Genomic DNA, 20,755 nt, shown 5'->3' with positions numbered 1-20,755 from the left:
GCACAGTCGGCGCCTACCACGCGTGGGCGCCGGTTGCTGCCATTCATTACAGGGAAAGTACCGCTTATGAAGCTCCACGCTCTGGCCAAGGCCATCACTCTCGCAACCGTTCTGTCCGCCACCAGCTTCGGCGCCATGGCGGCGGATATTCCGCTGTCCGCCACTGTCCTGGCCGATCAGGTCACCACCAAAGTGCTGGCTGTCGATGCGGCCAAACATCAGGTCGTGCTTGAAGGTGCCGAAGGTCAACAGGTCCACGTTCAACTGAGCGACCAGGCGAAAAACCTCGCCAATCTAAGGGTTGGCGACCAGGTAAAAGTCGAAGTGGAACGCTCGGTGGCGGCTTACCTCGATACCGATGTGGATAAAGGTCTGCCTGGCACCGTCGAGCGCAGCGGCGAGCTGCGCAACGCTCCGGGCACTGAAAACCCGGGCGGGGCGGCTTATCGCCAGATTCAGGTGCAACTGAAAATCACCAAAATTGATTTGAAGAATAATCAGGTGACCCTGGAAAACCCTCAAGGTAAGTCGAAAACCCTCGACGTGCAAAAGCCTGAAATTCAAGCCAGGCTGAAAGATCTGAAAGTCGGGCAAAGCGTAGTTGTCACTTATACCGATGTATTAAAAGTGACCAGTCAGCATGAAAGCTGAGCATTAACTCTACAAGATGATTGTTCTTGTACAGATTATTGTATGAGAACAATCATCTGAAACGATTTGAGCCGTGCTTTGAAAGTTTCATGAAAGGATTTCGTCGATAAATATCTATTAACTTCTTCGTACATTAAATTTACCTTTGTGTATGACGACATATCCGCCAACTTCTATTAAAATCCTTCCCGTTCGCCCAGTGTCAGGGCTCTTTACCGGTGCATGGATTGCCAGGCCATTACACTGGGCGAACACCTCTTCGGAGCGGATGTATACAATTTCAGATAAAAAAAGGGCGACTTTGCAGTCGCCCTTTTTTGTGTTCGCGATTATACCGATGCCTGCCCCTCAAAGCGTTTGAGGGTGGCTTCATACATTTTGGTGCGGCGGTGGTTTTTGCCGTAGGTGCCGGCAGCGGCGACGGTTCCTGCCTGGATGTGATCCAGGTAGCGGAAAATCTTGCGCGGTGACAGCAGCTTGATGCCGTAACCCAGACCGACCATTCGATCCTGCAGGGTATAACCGGGCACTCGGTCATCCATGCAAAAGTGCAGTCCCTGGGACTTCATCAACTTGGCGTTCCACAAGGTGCAAAAACTTTTGAGATGAGTTTCCCGATAAGGTTTTGGCTCTTTACTGTGCAGACCCAATGAGGTTTTCGCCCGGCGAATATAATGTTTGCAAAAGCGCGAAGTTAGTCGCCAGGTGTCTCTGACAATTCCTCGATTGATTTGCTCGACACACCCGACTGCGGCGATATCCGAAGTCCTCATGCACTCACGCAACATCATCGAGAAGACTTCCTTGTCGTAGACAAAGGTGTCGGTGTGCAGCAGAAACAGATAGTCGGTTTCAACTTTTTCCAGCGCCAGATCCAGCGCCTTGCCATGCGCAATATGCCCGGCTTCTTTGCCGGGGGAGGGACGTTCGATCAGATTGATCCAGTCCAGCGAGCGCAAGTAATCCAGGCTGGCATCCGCCGAATCATTGTCCACCACCCAAACCGGAATGCGCTGTTCCTGAACATGCTGGCGCAACAACTCCAGGCACATCCGGGTGATGTCCGGGGTTTTGTAATTTACCAATACAAGACTGAAATTCGGCTGCGTAACGGCTGGTAAATCAAACTGGCTCATTCTGGAAGCTCATCCGCGGTTGATCGGCGACAGGTATCTCTCTGGCCGGGATGCTAGCGACGCAAGCTTAGTTGAAGCTTAATTCGCCGTTCAGCAAGTCATTCGAAGTGTGTCGAGACACGACATCTCGCGCACGACGCAAGCCGTCCCACAGGCTAAACTGCGCGCTCCTCAGATGCGTCAAGGAAGAAACGGCACCAGCCGTCGCCCCACGGATGAAACCACTTTCCCTCTACCACCCGGCCCTGTACTGGCTGCGCGTGTGGCAAAAAAGACTGTTCCGCCAGATCGCCTGGCGTTGCTCCAGCAAACGCTACGCACGCCTGGTTGCCGGCGCTGACCGTCTGCCATTCCGCTACCTCAAACACACCTCAAAACTCATCCGCAAACTCGGCGACTCCGACCTCGCCCTGCAACACAACAAAGTCATCAACCTCAAACTCGCCGTCGCCGCCATCGACGGCCTCATCATCGCCCCCGGCGAACACTTCTCCTTCTGCCGCCTCGTCGGCCGCCCGACCCGCAAACGCGGCTACGTCGAAGGCATGGAACTGTCCTTCGGCGAAGCACGCAGCGGTATCGGCGGCGGAATCTGCCAGCTGAGCAACCTGATCCACTGGATGGCGATTCACTCGCCACTGATAGTCGTTGAACGCTCCAACCACAGTTTCGATCCCTTCCCGGACGAAGGACGAGTCCTGCCATTCGGTTCTGGCGCGGCGATTTTCTACAACTACGTTGACCTGGTACTGCACAACCCGACGGATCGGAGTTTTCAGTTGAAGTTGAACGTGGGGGTGACGCAGTTGGAGGGGGAGTTGTTGTGCGATCAGGTGCGGGAGTATCGGTATCACGTGTTTCAGGAAGGGCACCGGTTTGTGCGGGAAGGGGAGCGGGTGTATCGGGAGAATGAGATCTGGCGGGAAGTGCGGGAGAAGGGGCAGGTGGGGGAATTGGTGGAGAGGGTGAGATTGTATCGGAATCGGGTGGTGGTTAAGTATGAGGTGATGGACGAGTTGATCGGGTAGGGCGCACAAATAGCTACGATGATATTGGCGCCCACTGATCAGTTTCTGAAATAGAGCTCATCCAGTTGGCGTTTGCGTATGGATAGATACTCTTCCCATACCTTGGGGAAGTCTTCATCTTTGGTCAGCGGGAAGGTCAGATAGATGTACCTTCCAACCACACTGATGTATTGCCTCACACGCTTGAAGGCGGGTTGTTCGTAAGCTGCCACGCTTTCGTCATAGGCGTCATGGTAGTGATGGATGCTCACTCGGTGCGGGGCGATCATGCACCGCGAGAAATCGATCACCCAGCAGCTGTCAACGGCTGTGCTCAAATAACCGTAGACACCCTCGCTGGATAGACGAATGCACGAATTAGCCTGGGCGCCGTCGTCATCGTTGACCAAAATGATCTTGTCCGCGAAGTAATTGATATTTCTGCCGTCAGGTCCTTGCAGGAGCAAGCTCCAGCCTTCGGCTCCCATGCGGAACTCACCGTTGTTTTCGAAGGTGGCGATCCAGTTGTTGGTGAGTATGATTTGATGTTTATTCATGGGTGCTCATGTAAACCGAAGGGCCGCAAAGTAATGGGTATTTTGTTTTGAACTCCAATAGAGAGCTTTCATTTTCTGCACGGATTAAAAAATACTCGTCAATTTTCTCTATTTTGATAGTGAGGCTCGCTTGAGTAGGTATGTTTTTTAAGAATAATTCCTTGACTCCGTTGCAGCTCAAGCCAATGCGGCAAGTGTTGAATCCCATCTTTATCCATTTTTCAGGTGCGGAGTCGGGGATTTCTGGGATATCGAATTCGAAGGTTATGTTAGGTCTGTTGTTGTCGATTGTTATTTGGAATAACTTTATTGTGTTAATTTTAATAGGTTTGGTGAACACTCTATTGAATAAGGTGTTGCCATCAAGTTCATTCCAGGTTTTCATTTTTTTTCCTTGAAGGGGTAGTGTTCATTGGTGTCGGGGACCTTTCCGGTCCTAGTGTCATCGAAGGCAAAAGAGGCAAAAGAGGCAAAAGAGGCAAAAGAGGCAAAAGGGAACAGATTTATTTTGATTGCTTTTTTGGGCTGCCTACACAAAAAATCTGTGCCCTTTATTCGTTTTTTTATCGTGTCGGGTGGTCGCTGATATTAATGCGATATTTTTATGGGATTAGCAGAGTTCTAGACTTTGAATTCTTTAAATGTCTATCATCAGCTGTGCCGAAGTCGTGATCTGTATGCTTTTTCAAAGCTGTTCAAGATTAATAGTGCATCCCTTGAGCTTTAATCGTTTGATTTCCTCATCAAAAGTGTACTTTGGCAGATCTTTGTTTTTTAAATCGTACTGTTGCCTAAGCAAACGAAATAGTTTTCCTATATTTTTCTTGCTTCTCTCGTCAAGACTTTCGATTAAGTCGTAACTATTGCTCGATAAAAAGGCTATTTTATTTTTAAGTGTGTAGTAGGCGCTTATATTTGAGAATAATCCTTCGGCATCTGAATAATCTTCCTTCAAATATTTTGCGTAATCTTCAAATATCGATGTGAGTAAATTTTGTGCGGCTTTCTGATTTTTTAAAACACTGCACATTTCCTGCCAGTTGCTGATAAAAAGATGGTCTCCCCAGTCGGAGTCTCGAGCAAAATATTGTCCATTTCCTTTAAAGAAATCAGATATTTCGTGAAGGTCTAAAGCAGTTTCAAAAGTGGTCTTCATTGAAGCTTTTCCCAGTCATCGAAATTTTTCAACAGTGTTCCAATATCACTGTTGTGAGTGACGTTTTCTGAGCCGATTAGAGCTGCTTCCTTATCTGCAAGGACTTCGAGAGCATCTTCTCCGTTAAGTACTATCTTTTTTGTTGATTTCTAACATTATTTTAGCCGATTAAATGTGGGGTTTAAAGCGTCGTATTGGTGAGTGCTGGGTTTTAAATGTCTGCGTCTCAAGATTCGATCATGAATGATTCAATTTTTTTAATGAATTCAATTTTGCTTTTGGTTCTGAACTCACCAAGAAAAACTTCGGAGTTTTTAACCAGTTTTCCTCTTTGGTCATAATCGATTTTCAGGAAATCAATTACAAACTCTCCGTTGGGGTCGCCCTCTGGTTCTACTCTAGAATCGAAGCAGTGCCCGCTACTTCGACGCACTCCGCCCAATAAGGCGCTCCTCAAGCAAATGGCCGAGATTGTTCTAGCCCATTTGATAGCGGCTGACTATGTACGGTGATTAGTTTCTGTCTAGAACCAAGGAGCTCACGAGCTAGATTGATGCAAATGCCTGGATTATAAGAAAATCTACGCCTCGGCAAGGTGATTGATGTACATGCCACCTTCGGAGACCGAGATACAGATATCTGTTCGGGGCTAGACCACGTCTAGAAAATCGAATGTAGAATGCCCCTTGCCGCTTATCAGATAGTTCAGGGTTGAATAAGTCAGGTTCTAAGTTCGACGTATTCTTTAAAGAATGAATAAAAGTTATCTGCTATTTTTTTTGACGGTTTTTTCTTAAACAGATCGTAGCTAATGATCTGGCCGTTTCCTGTGGGTCCACAATCTATTACCCAGCAAACTTCGTCATCCTTTAAGTAAATCACTGCGAAGTTGCTAGGTAGTTCAAATTCTGATCGACAGTACACGGTGCTGTAATTTACAGTTCCGCCATTATCTAAGGTCGCATCATTGTTCTCAATTCCACATATTTCTGAGCCTGCTGCTCCACCGCCACCGCATACACTCAAGAAATCAACGAAATCTTCAGGTAGTTTTAAGTCTAAAATGATTTCGAGCTTTTTAATTTGCTCAGTAGTGGCGGAGCCGAGCCAAAAAATTTCTTCGTCGGAGTCGTCGAGCTTTGTTATCAAATCTTGATAGTTATGCATGGGTTTCCTCACTCAAAGTCTTTGGCTCGTTCTTTCCAATATGCTTTTCTAAATTTTGAATACTGTAATTCTAGCTTTGGGTCATTCCTGAAGCTATCACCGTCTTCAATAGTGCCATGAAGTTCTTTATGGTATTTCTTGTGTACGGTTCCGGTTAACTCCACCATCGGCCCTGGCTCATCGCCTGTAACGTGGTGAAGGTTGATGTATTTCCCATCTGGACCAATGGGAGCGTTTCCGTTTTTCATCAGGTCCAGGTTACTCCATCCGTCTTCTTCGATTTTTTTGCGTATTCTAGGGTCAACGCTCTTGTCAATTGTAGTAGGAACCCCAGGCTCTACGTCCATAGTATTTTTATAGACCTTACGACCCAATACCTCCTCTGGTTTGTACTTGGTGCTGGAAAATTTGCGAACATCTTTTTCGGGAGCTGGCACCTCATCGGGACATTCTCCAGGGACGCAGTTCAACCCCAGCGGATCCACCCACCCCGTAGGATTTGGCACGTACTGGTAGTTATTCAATCCACCCGCAAGCTTGATCGGATCCGGCGTCAAAAACCGTCCAGTGCCCGGATTGTAGTAGCGGTGCCGGTTGTAATGTAACCCCGTCTCGGCATCGAAATACTGACCCTGGAAGCGCAGCGGGTTATCAATCTCGCTGACGTCCAGCGTAGCGAGGATACCGTAGGCGCGGTACTTGGCCGACCACATGATCTCACCGCTGTAATCAGTGAGTTCCTGTGGTGTGCCGAGGTGGTCGAGTTGGTAGTAAAACGGCGTGGCCTTAGGTGGGCCTTCGCCATCGAGCATCGCCAGTGGGCGGAAGCTACCGGGTTCGTAAATGTAGCTGCGGTAGCGGTTTTCCGCGCTTTCGGCGATCAGTCGTTCACCTTGCCACAGAAACTCGGTGGTCTGGCCGTCGACGGTCTTCTCGATGCGTCGACCGAAGGCGTCGTATTTGTAGGACGCGGTGCTGCCACCTGGCAGGCTTACGCCGATCAGGCGGTGCTGGCTGTCGTAGCGGTATTCAGTGACGAGTTTCTGGCCGGTGCCGCGACGTTCGCGGATCAGGTTGCCGTAGGCATCGTAGTCGTAGTGGCGGTCGCCTTGCATCAGCAGACGGTTGCCTTTGACGTTGGCGAGGTTGGCCGTGCCTTCGTTGTTCTGACCGAGCAGGTTACCCGCCGGGTCGTGGGCAAAGCTTTCCGGCGTAGCGCCGCGCACGCTGATCAGCCGATCAAGGGGGTCGTAGTGATAGCTGAGAAAAAAGGGGACGGATTTATTTCTGAAAAGGGGGCTAAGAAAGGCTGTCTTCAAAAAAAATTTTGAATCAAAAAAAGGGGGCAAGCCGGAAAATAAATCTGTCCCTTTTTTGCAAGCGAAATAAATCTGTAAAATTTTTTTGCCTGTTTTTGTCCTTTGATTTGTCTATAAAAATGCTATCCATCAGTTACGGTTCTTGTTGTGTGTGCTGCAACTATTTATACATTCAGGTTTTCGTGAGGATACCTCTGATTGAAACTTTGAGCAAAAGCTCCTGAATAATCTCTTCCATATGGCCCCGGTCCGTTACTTTTCTATAATTTGTATACTCGATAGCCTGCGTCAAAGTCGCTTATCATATGAGAATTGCTAAAGTTAGTATCGAATACTCCCTGGATTTCAGGTTGGGAGCGATTTGCTTGTGAGTTCAATATTTCTACTGATTTCTGAAGTTCTTCGTATGTGGGTATATAGGTGTGGTTTGAAGCGCTGAAGTCGAGGGTTACTTTTTTTGGTGAAATTATTGCGAGGTTAATTAATAATTCAGGAGTTGAAAACGATCTTCCGCCGATGTCGTATATTTTATCTTTGTTCTCTAGTTTTGGGCCGTAAGACTCGTGCGTCAAGTAGCCACTTTCCTGGTTCAATAGGCGTATTAATTTTTCGTGACCTTTTATTTTTTCAAATGTGATAATAGCTTTCTTAATGACCAGGAATCCGTCCTCGTCCATCTTTTCTAGAAAATTTGGATTCTGGTTTTCTATTGAAGAAATTACCGGTTTGTCTATTAAGTTAAGTACAAAATTAAATAATTCGAGTCGAAATTTATCTTGAATATTTTCGTTCGGGGGTATATTTATATGTGAAATAACTCCGCCGGCATTATCGAAATCGATAGCGCCAAAGGATTCTGTAATGTCAACTGAGAAATTCATTTTGCTCTCTCGATTACAAACTGATCAAGTTGTTTTGATTCGATTTGGTTGCCGTCAATTGTTTTAAAGCCTTTTGGGTCGACTTTGGTTTGTGAAACTATTCTTAGCCCTAATTCATCTATTCTTTTTAGTGATTTCTTTATGTATTTGTTTGCGGATGCGCTGCCTGTAATAGTGATTTTTCCATTTTCGGATAATACCCTTAATATTTCTGGGTTTAAAGGGTCGTAGCCGTAAGGGTTATCCATGTTGATATGACTTTGTGATCCTGATTTTATACCCGACAAATCCGTTGCATTCCCAGCGTGTACTCCCGGAGCTTTAGGATCAATATCGATATTGTAATAACCCTCTATCGGATTTGTACCGGCACCAATGTTTAAAGAACCATCAGCTTCTGCGGGTTTGTCTAAATATCTGCCGCTACCCGGACACTGATTAAGCCCAAGAGGATCCACCCAGCCTGTGGGGTTTGAGACATACAGGTAATTATTCAACCCCCCCGCAAGCTTGATCGGATCCGGCGTCAAAAACCGTCCCGTCCCAGGATTGTAGTAGCGGTGCCGGTTGTAATGTAACCCCGTCTCGGCATCGAAGTACTGACCTTGGAAGCGCAGCGGGTTATCTACCTCGCTGACATCCAGCGCTGCGAGGTTACCGTAGGCGCGTTATTTCGCCGACCATATGATCTCGCCGCCGTAATCAGTGAGCTCCTGCGGTGTGCCGAGGTGGTCGAGTTGGTAGTAAAACGGCGTGGCCTTGCGTGTGCCCTCGCCGTCGAGCATTGCCAGTGGGCGGAAGCTGCCCGGCTCGTAAATGTAGCTTCGATAGCGATTGTCTGAACTTTCGGCAATCAGGCGTTCGCCTTGCCACAGAAACTCGGTAGTGTGGCCGTCGACGGTTTTCTCGATACGGCGACCAAAGGCGTCGTATTTGTAGATGACCGTACTCCCTGCCTTGCGGTTTGACGCAGATGAGTCGATGCTCACAGTTGTAATATTTAGTGGCTAGACCATGAAAATCATATGTCGACTTTTTTGCACTTAAACTGCGCCGTCATTGTTGTAAGCTTTGATGTTAGCTATAAAAATACCGCTGGCTATGCATGTGAAATTGCAGAGAGCATTAACTGTGGCTTTTATCTCGTGCTCATTATTGTTTTTTTTGATTTCTAACTTTAGCTTGCCATAGAGGTTGAAGTTTCTGATCTCTACAGTTTTTACATCGTTGATAATTAGATCAAAGGAATACTCGTTATATTCGTTCTTTATCCATTTATCCGGATAGCTGTCACCTTTAAGGTGGCTAAATAATTTTAAGGTTATTGCGTTGTCTCTAAAAATGGCGTGAGAGATATGTAGGTCCGCTGGTTCATAGCTATTCCCAAAAATGGCTAGCCATTGTTTTTTGTCTGAAATGTAGTCTATCCACATTTTATTTGTCACTCGAAAACATAGTGGTTGGAAACACTTTTAAGATGGAAAGTTCTAGTGCGGTCAGCGTTGCCACTACTAGGATCATACTCTCTCACATTGAAATGCGGTTTGTGCGAAGCATGGTCGCTTGGGAAATCTTCATGTCCATATGAATGCTCTTGAATGACTACGTGCTCATTGTCAATGTTTTTATAGTGGTATTCTCTAGTGTAGACAATGTTGCCATCTGCATCGAGAACGTTTTGTTTTCCTATGCCATGCTCACCCGTTTTCGTAAGGGCAACTTGGTTGACTTCCATTGGTTCGGCTGATTTAGGTATTCTCGCATCACGTTTTGCGTCTTGAAATGCAGCTCTGCGAGAACCATAAAATTTATCATTTCTCGTAAATTTTTTCTGTCCCGGACACCCATTCAACCCCAATGGATCCACCCACCCCGTAGGGTTAGGCACGTACTGGTAGTTATTCAATCCGCCAGCAAGCTTGATCGGATCCGGTGTCAAAAACCTTCCAGTCCCAGGATTGTAGTAGCGGTGCCGGTTGTAATGTAACCCCGTCTCGGCATCGAAATACTGTCCTTGGAAACGCAGCGGGTTATCGATCTCACTGACATCCAGCGTAGCGAGGTTACCGTAGGCGCGGTACTTCGCTGACCACATGATCTCGCCACTGTAGTCGGTGAGTTCCTGCGGTGTGCCCAAATGGTCGAGTTGGTAGTAAAACGGCGTGGCCTTATGTGGGCCTTCGCCATCGAGCATCGCCAGTGGGCGGAAGCTACCGGGTTCGTAAATGTAGCTGCGGTAGCGGTTTTCCGCACTTTCGGCGATCAGTCGTTCACCTTGCCACAGAAACTCGGTGGTCTGGCCGTCGACGGTCTTCTCGATGCGGCGACCGAAGGCGTCGTATTTGTAGGACGCGGTGCTCCTACCCGGCAGGCTGACGCCGATGAGGCGGTGCTGGCAGTCGTAGCGGTATTCGGTGACGAGTTTCTGGCCGGTACCACGGCGTTCGCGGATCAGGTTGCCGTAGGCATCGTAGTCGTAATGGCGGTCGCCCTGCATCAGCAGGCGGTTGCCTTTGACGTTGGCCAGGTTCGCTGTGCCTTCATTGTTCTGACCGAGCAGGTTACCCGCCGGGTCGTGAGCGAAGCTTTCCGGTGTGGCGCCGCGCACGCTGATGAGTCGGTCGAGCGGGTCGTAGTGGTAGCTGCGCTTGCCTTTGCGGCTGTCATCGATACCGGCGAGGTTGCCGTTGGCATCGTAGTTGTAGCGTCGCTGGAACAGGTTTTTATCACGCTGGCCGACTGTATGGGCTTGCAGGCGGCCCTGTTCGTCGTATTGGTATTGGCTGAGCAACAGGCCTTGCTGGCGCTGTTGTTCGCGACCGGCGCTGAACTGGTGGCTGGTCAGGCGTGAGCCGTTGAGGTCGATGCTGCTCAGGCGTCCGCCGGACAGGTGACGGTAGTCGAGTGTGCTGCCGTCAGGGAGACGGCAGTGACTCAGTTGGCCGACGCTGTCGTATTCGTAACGTGTGGTGCCCCAGCCTTGGTGTTCAGTGATCAGGCGATCCTGCACATCGTATTCATAGGCGAGCGGCCAGTGGCCGTCGTCGACATTCACCAGACGACCCAAAGCGTCGTAGCTGTAATGAATCTCTTCGCCGTCGGCTAGGGTTTTCACCAGCAGTCGGCCGGCAGCATCGCGCTGATATTCGGTAATCAGCTCGCTGCCGTCATCGCCGAACTCGGTTTTCTTCAGCAACTGACCGTTGAGATCGTACTCGTAGGCAGTACGACGGCCATCGAAGCCAGTTTCCTGTTGGATCAGGCCGTTCGAGTAGTAATCGAGCTGATAGCGTTCACCGCGTTCGTTTTCGATCTCGGTGAGATTGAGTTGCGAGTTGTCGTAGCGGTAGCGCAGTTGGCTGCCGTCTGGATTGATGCGGCGGCTGACTAGGTGCAGGTTCTCGGCGTATTCGTAGCGGGTGATACGCCCGAGTCCGTCGCGTTCAGCAGTGACCCGGCCATACGGGTTATAGGTGAAAGCGCGAGTGGCACCGCCGGGCAGGGTTACTTGGGTCAGGCGATCAGCGGCGTCCCATTGATATTGAGTAATCGCGCCAAATTCGTCCTGACGAGTGATTTGTCGGCCAAGAGCATCGTAACGGTACTTGCGTTGACCGCCGTCCGGCAGGCGTTCTTCCAGCAACTGACCGAGGTTGTTCCAGCCCAACTGATGACGGCTACCGTCGGGATGACGAATTTCCAGCAATCGACCCTGACGGTCATAGCTGTAGTAGGTTTCGTTGCCGTCCGGGTCGGTTTGTTGGGTGATATCACCCTGGCGATTACGCTCATATTTCCAGCGCGCTTTGCCGCGCTGTACATCAATGAGTTGACCGTTGAAGTAGTTGTAACGGGTCGGTACACCTTCTGGTGGGATAACGGCGATTAAGCGCCCAGCTTCGCTGTACTGATACTCAGTGATCGCGCCCATTGGATCTTTTACGGCGACCAGCCTTCCCTGATCGTCGTAGGCATTTTGCGTTTCGCCGCCATCGGGCGCGGTCTCGCTGACCAGGCGTGCATTTTCGTCATGCACATAGACCAACTCACTGCCGTCAGCGTTATAGACGGTGACCGAGCCTTTGTCGTCCCACTCGTACCGCGCTTCCATTTGTGCGTAATTGGCCCAGTGGCGGACGCAACGGGAATGTTTGCCTTCACGTTCCCATTCCCAGAAGAAGCTGGCGCCGCCGGCCATTTGCCGTTCGAGAATGACGTGCTGATCGTTGTACCGGTAGTGCTCGGTTTCACCGGCTGCATTTGTGGAAGAAAGAAGTTGATTGCGTGCGTTGTACCGGTAGGTGACGAGCGTCTGAATCGTCAGCCATGGATCCTGGCGCTCACCACGCTCGTTGTATTCCGGGCGCTGTTGCTGCTGATCGACGGCCACAATGTGTCGGTCGTCGTAACGCAGTAATAGGGCACGGCCTGCGCCGTTATCGATACGCTGGATGCGGTCAACGAAGTCGTAACTGATGTGCAATCGATTTTCGTAAGCGTCGCTGATGGTAGTCAGGCGGCCAACTCGGAAATGGTAGAAGCGAGTTTTGGGGCCGGCCTGGGTAAGGACCAACTCTTCGGGAGTGTCCCCCAGGAAGATCGCTGCCTGGGCAAGGCTGTTGGTGATGGCCGGACGCTGCTCGGTCGGCATCGGGAAACGGGTCTTGCGGTTCTCATTGTCGGTCCAGAGCACGCCTTCATCGTCTACCAGCAGGCGATGAGAGAGTGAATGGCTCCAGCCATGGCCGAGGCGGCTGTCGATTTCCACCGCACTGCTGCGATAAAGGCGAGTCCACTCGAACGGCAGCAGACCACCTAGTTCGCCATCAGTCAGCGTGAGCAATTCTTCACCGGTCACCATCGACACGGGTTCGCCGTTGGAGCAGGTTTTGTCGACACATTGTGCAGGTTCGTCAGCCGGGTTTTTCGACTGTTTTGGCGCGTTGTCGACGGGTTCTACCTGTTCGACACGCGAAGCCGGCTCATCTTTTTTACGGGCCTGAATCTGCGCATCAGATTCCACCTTCCCACCGCTCACCGGTGGCTTGTTCTTCGGCGCTGTGGCGGTTTCGGCAGGTTTAGGCGACGCAATCTGAACATCTGCCTTGCGTGCCGGATTGAACTTCGAATCACCATTAAGCAATAACGGCTTCGACGCCTCGGTATGCGGCGTCGCTTTGGACTTGCTGACCTTCATCAGCATGCCGGTAAAGTCTTCAATCAGTTTTATGACCTTACCGCTGCTTTGCACACCCTTGATTGCTTTCGTACCGATACGCACGGCCAGGCCCAGACCACCCGTCAGAACTACACCGACCAGAATGTTCAGCAAGAATTCTGTGCTCATCTGCGCCAGCACTTCTGTGCAGGTCTGTGGCGGCAGCATTCTTATCCACGCCACAATGGCAGCGACGTAGATCCACATTAGTGGTTCATCGCTTGCGATCAGCAGGGCCGTGTGGATGGCCTCTGACGAGGCGTCATAAATCTTCTTGATCTGTTCTTCAGTGAAGAATTTTTTCAGCTTTTCGTAGTTTTCGCGGGGGTGTGCAACGAGGTCATAGAGGCTTTTGATATCGCCCCACAAACCCATGATTGCTTTGAGAAAACCTTCCCACGCTGCTTCCAGTTCTTGCAGGGCGCGGCCGCCCAGCGATGCATCGGTATGCGCTTGCCACAGCGGCAGGAAACTGGTGCTCCACTCGGTTTGCAGCCATCCGCCCAATTCACCAATCACTCCCTGATAGGATTTGAACAGGCTGTCGATCTGGGCAGGCGTGGGATTTGGGAAGAACGTAATCTTGTACTGCTGATTCGGAGTAAGTCCGGAGACTTCCAGAATCCCCGTCGAGTCGATGGTTTTGTTGATGGTCGGACCGACTTCGTTCTTGCCAATGAAGCGGCCATCCACTACCGGCGTCAGGCGTACCGGCGTATTACCAATCGGGACAAAGCGTGCGGATTCGAAGCTATGCACCAGTACCAGCTTGCCGTTCGCCGGGCAGTTGGCATAAAGGGTATTTTCCTTTTTGCTGTCCTTGTCTGCCGTGCCGACTTCGTCCCCGACCTTGAACTGCTGCTCGGCATCCAGAATGCCGCCATACCAGGCTTCCGCGTGTTCGCGGTAATCCTTCAGGCACTTCTTGAAGTCGGCGATGATTGCCTGAGCATCAGGTTGCTTTGCTGTGAGGCCGCCAACGATCCCACCCATCAAAACGCTCATACAACCACCTCACTTTCCAGATGGGCTTTCAGCAGCCCGGCAAAATTTTCTTCCGTGAGCGGCGTGCGTTTTACAAAGCGCGCCACTTTTTGTTTCAGGTTCGATTCGGGGAACGAGAAGTACAGATCGGCATGTTCATCCAGCAACCACTGCATCATGTTGCCAATAATCGTCGACGGATTTTCGGCCATCAAACCATCCAGCAAATCCTTCGGCACCTCCCACCACGGCCAATCCTTCACCTTCGGCAACACCCGCGTCCCAACCTCCAGCGTTCGCCCATTAATCAAATACCGCTCAAACACCGGCAGTACTTCCCCAGCCTTCTCCCCAAGCCCCTTCAGAATCGGATAGATATGCCGCCCATCCCAAAACCGGAAAAACACCTCGGTCCCGTCCGGCATCTTCACCTGCGTCAGGCTGCGCAAATGCTCGAACACTTCGTTCGGCTCCGAACGCGATACTGCCAGCCAACCCCAGTCGAGGGCGTCGGTTTCGGCGATCCAAGGCAGGAATGCCGAGTTGGGCTTTAGCTCGGTGACGTAGGGCATCACCGGTTGCCAGGTGGAGTAGGGCGTGCCGCCCCAGATCGGCAGGAGCTGGGCGGTGGGTTCGGTCAGGTACAGGGTTTTCAGCGCGTCGGCATCGCTTGCTGCGCTGATGATCAGGTATAGGCGTTCACCGCTCTGCAGCGGCTGTTGTGCCAGCCAGTCCTTGGGTGTCAGTCGATCAGATGGCACAGGCACCTGCCTTGCATTTTTCGCATTCTTCGCAGAACGGCGCGTTACGTTTGAGGGTGTTGATCTGGGCCGGGGTCAGGACCTGTCCGGCCTTGTCGGCGTCGGCCTGTTTCAGCACGCCGGGCATCAGCGGGGCGGCGCCGGTGCCGCTGCCGGGGCTGCCACCGGAGTTCATGTTGATCACCGGGCCGCTCATGGTCACGCCGCCGGCGTCGATCTTGATGAAGCTGCCGCCGCCGACCAGGGTCAGCTCGGCGCCGGCTTCGAGCACGACTTTCATGCCGCTGCTGAGGTGGATTTCCTGGCCGGCGTCGATGAACTGGCCGGTGCCGATCTTTATGTGCTGGTTCACGCCAACGGTAAGGTGGTCGTTGGCGCGGGCTTCGACTTTGCGGTCGGCGTAGACGGTGTGGTGTTCTTCGGCCTTGAATTCCGTGTAGCTGTTCTGCTCGACGGTGTCGTGGCGTTCGTTGCCGACGCGGATCTTCTGGTCGTGCTCGATGTTCTCGTCCCAGTCGCGCTGGGCATGGAGGAAGATCTGCTCCTGACCTTTTTTGTCTTCGATGCGCAGTTCGTTGTAGCCACCGCCACCCATCGAACTCAGGGTCTTGAAGGTGCTGCGGGTCTTGTTCGCCGGCAGTGGATAGGGGACGATGTTTTCCTTGTGGTACAGGCAGCCGCTGATCAGTGGTTGATCGGGGTCGCCTTCAAGGAAGGTGACCAGCACTTCCATGCCGATGCGCGGGATGGCGATGCCGCCGTACTGGGCGCCGGCCCAGGCGCTGGAGACGCGCAGCCAGCAACTGGTCTTGTCGTCAGCCTGGCCTTCGCGATCCCAGTGAAATTGCACTTTGACCCGGCCGTACTGGTCGCAGTGAATCTCTTCACCTTTGGGGCCGGTGACCACGGCGCTCTGGCTGCCGAGGATGCGCGGTTTCGGGTGGCGCAGCGGTGGACGGTTCGGCACGTCCCACGGGGTGGCCTGGAAGCGGTTGCGATAGCCCTGGTGGAAATCGTCTTTCAGTGCGGTGGTGTCGCTGGTCACCGACTCTTCGAGCACTTGCGGCTGCTTGCCTTCGTGGAGGACTTCGGTGAGCAGCCACAGGTCATTCCATTTGGCTTTCGGGTGCTCGGTCAGGGCGAGGAAATGGCCGCTGACCAGCAGCGGCTGATCGCTCTTGCCTTCGGCAAGCTGGAAGTCGCTGCGGTGGCGTTCGAGGGCGCGTTTGGCCAGGTGCTTGCCGCGCTCGCGGTCGATGAAACGGCCCGGGTAGTCGTAGTCTTCGAGGTCGGGCAGGGCGTCGCCACGGTTCTCGCTTTCCAGGGTTAGGCGTGGTTTTTCGAAGTCATAGTCGCGGCGGGTGGTGCGGCTGGTGCGGGTTTCCAGGCGCAGGTCGAAACGCTTGATCACCGGATTGCTGGCGACCATGCCGGAATCTTGCTGGTAGGCCACTGGCTTGAGTTTCGGGAACACTGTCTGGTCATCGCCGAACACCAGCTTGTGCGCCGTGGCGCTGTGCTGGAAGTGGTAGTGAATACCTTCTTCCTCGCACAGACGCTGGATGAAATGCAGGTCCGATTCATCGTATTGCACGCAGTAGATGCGCTCGGGATAGATCGAACCGGTCTTGAATTCGTAGGCGTTGCTTTGAATACCGTGCTCTTCGAGAACCATGCCGATGATTTTCGGCACCGTGAGGTTTTGGAAGATGCGTTGGTTGACGCGGTGCGCCAGGTACGACAGTTGCGGGCGCAGGGTCACCGAATAACGGGTCAGGCGCTTGCCGGAATCGCCTTGCGCGGCGCGGTAGATCTGGCCATGGATGCCGCTGCCATCGGGCGACAGCTGCAGAAAGGCCGGTTTGTGCAGCAGGGTTTCGAGGTCCAGCGACGGCTGCTCACTGACCAGCTCCACCTCAAAGACAAAAGGCTGGCTGATGGCTTCCCGGCCGGTCAGGGTGAATACCTGAAAATCGGCGGAGAGCCCTTCGATGGTCAGGGCAAAGTGGGTTTCATTGGCCGGCGCGAACATCCCTTGTTCCTCGTGCTGTACAGCGGCGTTCGTCGACGGCCGCAAAAAACGGCTCAACGTACGCGAAATTCTGGAGGGGCGTAAACAACATCGACCAGCAGGGCTGGTCGATGCTTGTAACGATCAGCCGTAATTAAACGACTGGAGCACGCCAGTCATCGGAACCCGAAGTACCGGATACTTCGTGGGTCCAGGTGATTTTACGGTAGGTGAACTGCACTTCTTCCAGGTGGGTGAAGTGCGAGTTGCCTGGATCCTGGCAGTTGTGCATTTTGTTGTTGATGGCGACGATGATCGCGTCTTCCAGTTTGGTGGTGTAGTAGTGCTCTTGAGTACCTTGAGCCGAAGTACGGTACCACTGGATAACGATTTCGCTCATGCGCTCGCCGGAGGTCAGAGCAGCTTGCAGCAGAGGCGAAGCCTTGTCGTAGACCTTGGTGATGATCACTGGCTTGTGAACGCGCTGACCGGTTGGCTGACCGGACTGTGGGTCACGCGGGATGATCACGTCGTGGCTGAAAGCCTGAACCATGACCTGGTCTTCGTGGCCTTCCTGGTAGGTGTTGCCAACGGAGTCGGCGGTGAAGGCGCCGGCAGTGATCAGGCCTTGTTTTTCGCCGGTAACCGACATGTACGCTGGTGTTGCCATGGGGTGCTCTCCTTGCGGATAAATTTAGGGTGCCCGGGAGGCGAAATCGCCCGGTGGGTGCCTGACTGTTATCAAGGAGCGTGCCAGGTTTGTCGAAGGCCCCGGTAGCCGGGGGTGGAGTGGCTCTAGCCTGCGGTTTGGCCGATGTTTTTTGCTGAATCGAGATGGAAAGTGCGCAACTTCTTGCGCAGTACTGCGCAAGAAGTTGCGCACTTGGCTGTAAGCCATGCCAGTCAAGGCCTGCAGCGAGATGATCAGGTTTTTTTGCCGAACAAGTGCGCAAGAAGTTGCGCAGTAAGGCCAAGGGCTAGCATCGGGCGTTTGAAACGATTCGCCTCCAACTGCGGAATCTGGTGCAGGATCGCCATCCTATTGCGTTGATCGAAGCGTTTTTATAGCGGTGGCAAACCAGTCGCAGACGGCGTTCGCGTTGTTGTCACGCTTGCGCTAGAAGCAAAAGCAAAAGATCGCAGCCTGCGGCAGCTCCTACAGGGGGAAACACATTCCATCTGTAGGAGCTGCCGCAGGCTGCGATCTTTTGATCTTTCAGCGCGAAAGCGCTGCCAGGCACTCCTCAATCGAACGCCGCTGCGTCTCGGCATACAACCCCAATTCATCAATGGTCGCACGCCCCAGCGCTTGCTCGAATGCCTGGCGGTTGGAATGTTCGCCATAGTGCGTCTGCGCAGCATCCCCAAGGTTCGACTGAAAAATCCCCGCCGCACTCACCGGCAGGAAATCTTCGTACACCAAGGGTTCAGCTTTCACATGGCCCTCGCGGAGCATGTCCTCCAGTGATGCGGACGTAAGGCTACCCGCTGCCAGGCCTTTTTCCGTAGGGAAGTAGCGAAAATACGCCAGCTCTTGTTCTCGCATGCCGTCGACGCTGTCAGGAAATTCGCCAAAGTGTTGGGTCATCAGCGCGTTGTAGCGTGCGGCGTTGCCTTCGTTGGGGAAGTCACCGAGTTCATCGCGCGCAGCATTCAGCAAGCGGTCATACAGCGCCCGGCCTTTGGGCGTCAGCGCCGCACCACGTTGTTCGATCTCGCCGAAACGCGCGCTGTGGCTGCCACGGGTGTCGTGCTGGTCGGTGAAAGTGATCGGCTCATCCAGCGCCTTGAAACTGGTCTGGCGCAGCAGGATCGGGCAGTGCCGGCGCGGCGGGCCTTCGATCACCGCTTTCGGGGTGATGCCGTGCACCGGCATTTGCGCCTGAACCCTGTCGATGTCCAGCGTGCGCGGGGTGAGGTGATTGATGTGCGGGCCTTTGAACGCCACCACATCGGCGATCAAACGGTGCTGGGCGCTGAGGGTCTGGTACTGCGCGGCAGTGACAGTTGCGCTGTGATGCCAGCGAAAGGTCTCCAGTGCCTGCAGGACAAATTCCTCCGCTTCATCCTCATTCAGCCCACCTGCTGACTCGGCCTGCTCGATCAGGTGCAAGACAGCAGGGGTAAAAATCGAACGCTGGTTCAGCACTGATTCGGCAAACGCGCGCAGCTCGGGATCCTCGATCAGTTCCAAGCGCAGCAACGAAGTGAACACCCGAAACGGACTGACCTGCAGCGCGGCTTCATGCACCGCGCGAAACGCCGTGGAGTGCACCGGCACGCCCGCCGGGGTCAGATCGTAATAACCCACCGGTTGCATGCCCATCACTGCGAACAGGCGCGCGAGGGTTGCCAGCTCCTTGGCGGTACCGACGCGGATGGCGCCGTGGCGCTCCATGTCCAGTCGTTCGATTTCACCTGTGCTGTCGAGCTGCCGTGCGATGTCCGGCTGAGCAGCCAACACTTCGCGGTTGGTCTGCTCCACCAGTTCCATCAGCGCGCCGTACAACGGCACTTCTTCGCGGTACATATCGGACATCGCTTTGGAGAAGCGTTGGCGGATCAGGTCGGGGCTCACGAAAGGCTGCACGGTCATGAAAAAAATTCCTGCCACGGTCACGTAAAGGATGGAGGAAAAGATCGCAGCCTTCGCCGGCGGCGGCAAACGAAGAATCCTACGAACTTCATTCTGCCAACGACTGATCCACCAGTTCGATCCAGTGCAAGACTTGCGTGCGCCCGGCGCCGCCCAGATGATTCTGGCAACCGATGTTGGAAGTGACGATAAGGTCCGGGCGATCGCTCTCCAAGGCGTTGAGGCGGTTGTCGCGCAGTTGCCGGGCAAGGGTCGGTTGCGTCAGCGAATAGGTCCCCGCCGAACCACAACACAGATGTCCGTCCGGTACCGCCGTGAGGTTGAAGCCCAGCCGGATCAGCAGCGCCTCTACAGCGCCGCCGAGTTTCAGCGCGTGTTGCAGGGTGCAGGGGCAATGCACGGCTATCCGTCGCTGAGCGGCGGCGCACACTTTCTCCAAAGGTTCCTGCGCGAGTATCTGCACCAGATCCAGTGTCCGCTCGCTGATCTGTCGCGCCTTGTCGGCGTAGCGCGGATCCTGCGCCAGCAGATGCCCGTAATCCTTGATGAACGCGCCGCAACCGCTGGCCGTCTGCACGATGGCTTCCGCGCCGTTTTCCAGGTGCGGCCACCAGGCTTCGATGTTCTGCCGGGCGCGGTCGAGGCCCTTGGCCTGGGCGTCGAGGTGATAGTCCAGCGCGCCGCAGCAACCGGCCTCGGCCACCGGCGTCGCGCTGATCCCCAACCGATCGAGCACCCGCGCCGTCGCATCATTGGTGTTCGGCGACAGGCCCGGTTGTACGCAGCCTTCGAGCAACAACACCCGCCGTGCGTGGCGCGGGGCTGGGCGTGTGCCGGACGCTGGCGAGCGCTGGGGCAATTTGCTTTCGAACATTCGCGGCAGCAGGGGCCGGAACGTCGTGCCGACCCGCAGCAGTCCCTTGAACACCCCGGGATTCGGCGCCAGTGCGCGCAGACCCTCGCGTAACAAGCGCTGGGCAGCGGGGCGCGGCACCGCCTGATCGACCACCGCACGGCCGATGTCGAGCAGGTTGTGATAGTCGACCCCAGAAGGACAGGTGGTTTCGCAGTTGCGGCAGGACAGGCAGCGATCCAGATGCAGTTGTGTCTGCTCGGTGGCCGGCGCGCCTTCGAGCACTTGCTTGATCAGGTAGATGCGCCCGCGCGGCCCGTCGAGTTCATCGCCGAGCAATTGATAAGTCGGGCAGGTCGCGTTGCAGAACCCGCAATGCACGCAGGTACGGAGGATTTTTTCCGCCTCGGCGGCACGCGGCAGTTGTCGGGACTCTTCGCTGAGGGTGGTTTGCATGG

Annotated in this window: 15 protein-coding genes and 2 pseudogenes; 2 read left to right on the top strand and 15 right to left on the bottom strand. The window is 53.5% G+C overall.

Annotated elements, in window-relative coordinates:
- Positions 1-66 precede the first annotated feature (66 nt).
- A complete protein-coding gene (locus CKW11_RS04940; RefSeq protein ID WP_095136646.1) occupies positions 67-651 on the top strand; it encodes a hypothetical protein in 585 nt (194 codons plus the stop codon).
- A 329-nt stretch (positions 652-980) separates the two neighbouring features.
- Here CKW11_RS04940 and CKW11_RS04935 read toward each other — a convergent pair whose 3' ends face one another.
- On the bottom strand, positions 981-1,787 hold the full coding sequence (locus tag CKW11_RS04935; protein WP_095136645.1) for a glycosyltransferase family 2 protein: 807 nt from the start codon (positions 1,785-1,787) through the stop codon (positions 981-983).
- A gap of 215 nt (positions 1,788-2,002) precedes the next feature.
- Between CKW11_RS04935 and CKW11_RS04930 the strand changes: the two genes are divergently transcribed.
- The gene (locus CKW11_RS04930; RefSeq protein ID WP_095136644.1) at positions 2,003-2,815 is read left to right on the top strand and encodes a VanW family protein; all 813 of its coding nucleotides are present in this window, start codon (positions 2,003-2,005) and stop codon (positions 2,813-2,815) included.
- A 38-nt stretch (positions 2,816-2,853) separates the two neighbouring features.
- Here the strand turns inward: CKW11_RS04930 and CKW11_RS04925 are convergent, their stop codons facing one another.
- From CKW11_RS04925 to glcF, 14 genes and pseudogenes are all read right to left on the bottom strand, one after another.
- The gene (locus CKW11_RS04925; protein ID WP_095136643.1) at positions 2,854-3,351 is read right to left on the bottom strand and encodes a hypothetical protein; all 498 of its coding nucleotides are present in this window, start codon (positions 3,349-3,351) and stop codon (positions 2,854-2,856) included.
- Positions 3,344-3,736, bottom strand: coding sequence for an Imm50 family immunity protein (locus tag CKW11_RS04920; protein ID WP_095136642.1), 393 nt, complete (start codon positions 3,734-3,736; stop codon positions 3,344-3,346). The genes CKW11_RS04925 and CKW11_RS04920 overlap by 8 nt, the downstream gene beginning before the upstream one ends.
- Before the next feature lie 300 nt (positions 3,737-4,036).
- Positions 4,037-4,507: a hypothetical protein gene (locus tag CKW11_RS04915; RefSeq protein ID WP_095136641.1), complete on the bottom strand. Its 471-nt coding sequence runs from the start codon at positions 4,505-4,507 to the stop codon at positions 4,037-4,039.
- Between the two features lie 720 nt (positions 4,508-5,227).
- A complete protein-coding gene (locus CKW11_RS04910) occupies positions 5,228-5,674 on the bottom strand; it encodes an SMI1/KNR4 family protein (RefSeq protein WP_095136640.1) in 447 nt (148 codons plus the stop codon).
- An 8-nt stretch (positions 5,675-5,682) separates the two neighbouring features.
- Positions 5,683-6,936, bottom strand: a pseudogene (locus tag CKW11_RS29010) (RHS repeat-associated core domain-containing protein); the annotation flags it as partial.
- 317 nt (positions 6,937-7,253) lie between these two features.
- Positions 7,254-7,874, bottom strand: coding sequence for a hypothetical protein (locus CKW11_RS04900; protein WP_095136638.1), 621 nt, complete (start codon positions 7,872-7,874; stop codon positions 7,254-7,256).
- Positions 7,871-8,885 (bottom strand): annotated as a pseudogene (locus tag CKW11_RS29005) (RHS repeat domain-containing protein); the annotation flags it as partial. The pseudogene CKW11_RS29005 and the gene CKW11_RS04900, both read right to left, overlap by 4 nt.
- A 32-nt stretch (positions 8,886-8,917) precedes the next feature.
- The gene (locus tag CKW11_RS04890) at positions 8,918-9,307 is read right to left on the bottom strand and encodes an Imm50 family immunity protein (RefSeq protein WP_095136637.1); all 390 of its coding nucleotides are present in this window, start codon (positions 9,305-9,307) and stop codon (positions 8,918-8,920) included.
- An 8-nt stretch (positions 9,308-9,315) separates the two neighbouring features.
- Positions 9,316-14,097, bottom strand: coding sequence for an RHS repeat-associated core domain-containing protein (locus CKW11_RS04885; protein ID WP_095136636.1), 4,782 nt, complete (start codon positions 14,095-14,097; stop codon positions 9,316-9,318).
- Positions 14,094-14,837, bottom strand: a complete 744-nt coding sequence (locus CKW11_RS04880) for a DUF4123 domain-containing protein (RefSeq protein ID WP_095136635.1) — start codon at positions 14,835-14,837, stop codon at positions 14,094-14,096. The genes CKW11_RS04885 and CKW11_RS04880 overlap by 4 nt, the downstream gene beginning before the upstream one ends.
- Positions 14,827-16,869 carry a type VI secretion system tip protein TssI/VgrG gene (gene tssI, locus CKW11_RS04875; protein ID WP_095136634.1) on the bottom strand — a complete coding sequence of 681 codons (2,043 nt, stop codon included), beginning with the start codon at positions 16,867-16,869 and terminating at the stop codon, positions 14,827-14,829. The genes CKW11_RS04880 and tssI overlap by 11 nt, the downstream gene beginning before the upstream one ends.
- A 133-nt stretch (positions 16,870-17,002) precedes the next feature.
- Positions 17,003-17,518, bottom strand: coding sequence for an Hcp family type VI secretion system effector (locus tag CKW11_RS04870; RefSeq protein WP_003226246.1), 516 nt, complete (start codon positions 17,516-17,518; stop codon positions 17,003-17,005).
- A gap of 546 nt (positions 17,519-18,064) precedes the next feature.
- Positions 18,065-19,444, bottom strand: a complete 1,380-nt coding sequence (locus CKW11_RS04865; RefSeq protein ID WP_095136633.1) for a VOC family protein — start codon at positions 19,442-19,444, stop codon at positions 18,065-18,067.
- 88 nt (positions 19,445-19,532) lie between these two features.
- Complete coding sequence (gene glcF, locus CKW11_RS04860) at positions 19,533-20,753, bottom strand: glycolate oxidase subunit GlcF (protein WP_095136632.1); 1,221 nt, start codon at positions 20,751-20,753, stop codon at positions 19,533-19,535.
- Positions 20,754-20,755 lie beyond the last annotated feature (2 nt).

This window comes from Pseudomonas sp. Irchel s3a10, assembly GCF_900187525.1.
In the GTDB taxonomy this organism is placed as follows: Bacteria; Pseudomonadota; Gammaproteobacteria; order Pseudomonadales; family Pseudomonadaceae; genus Aquipseudomonas; species Aquipseudomonas koreensis_G.
This window is presented reverse-complemented; position numbering and strand designations above follow the sequence as displayed.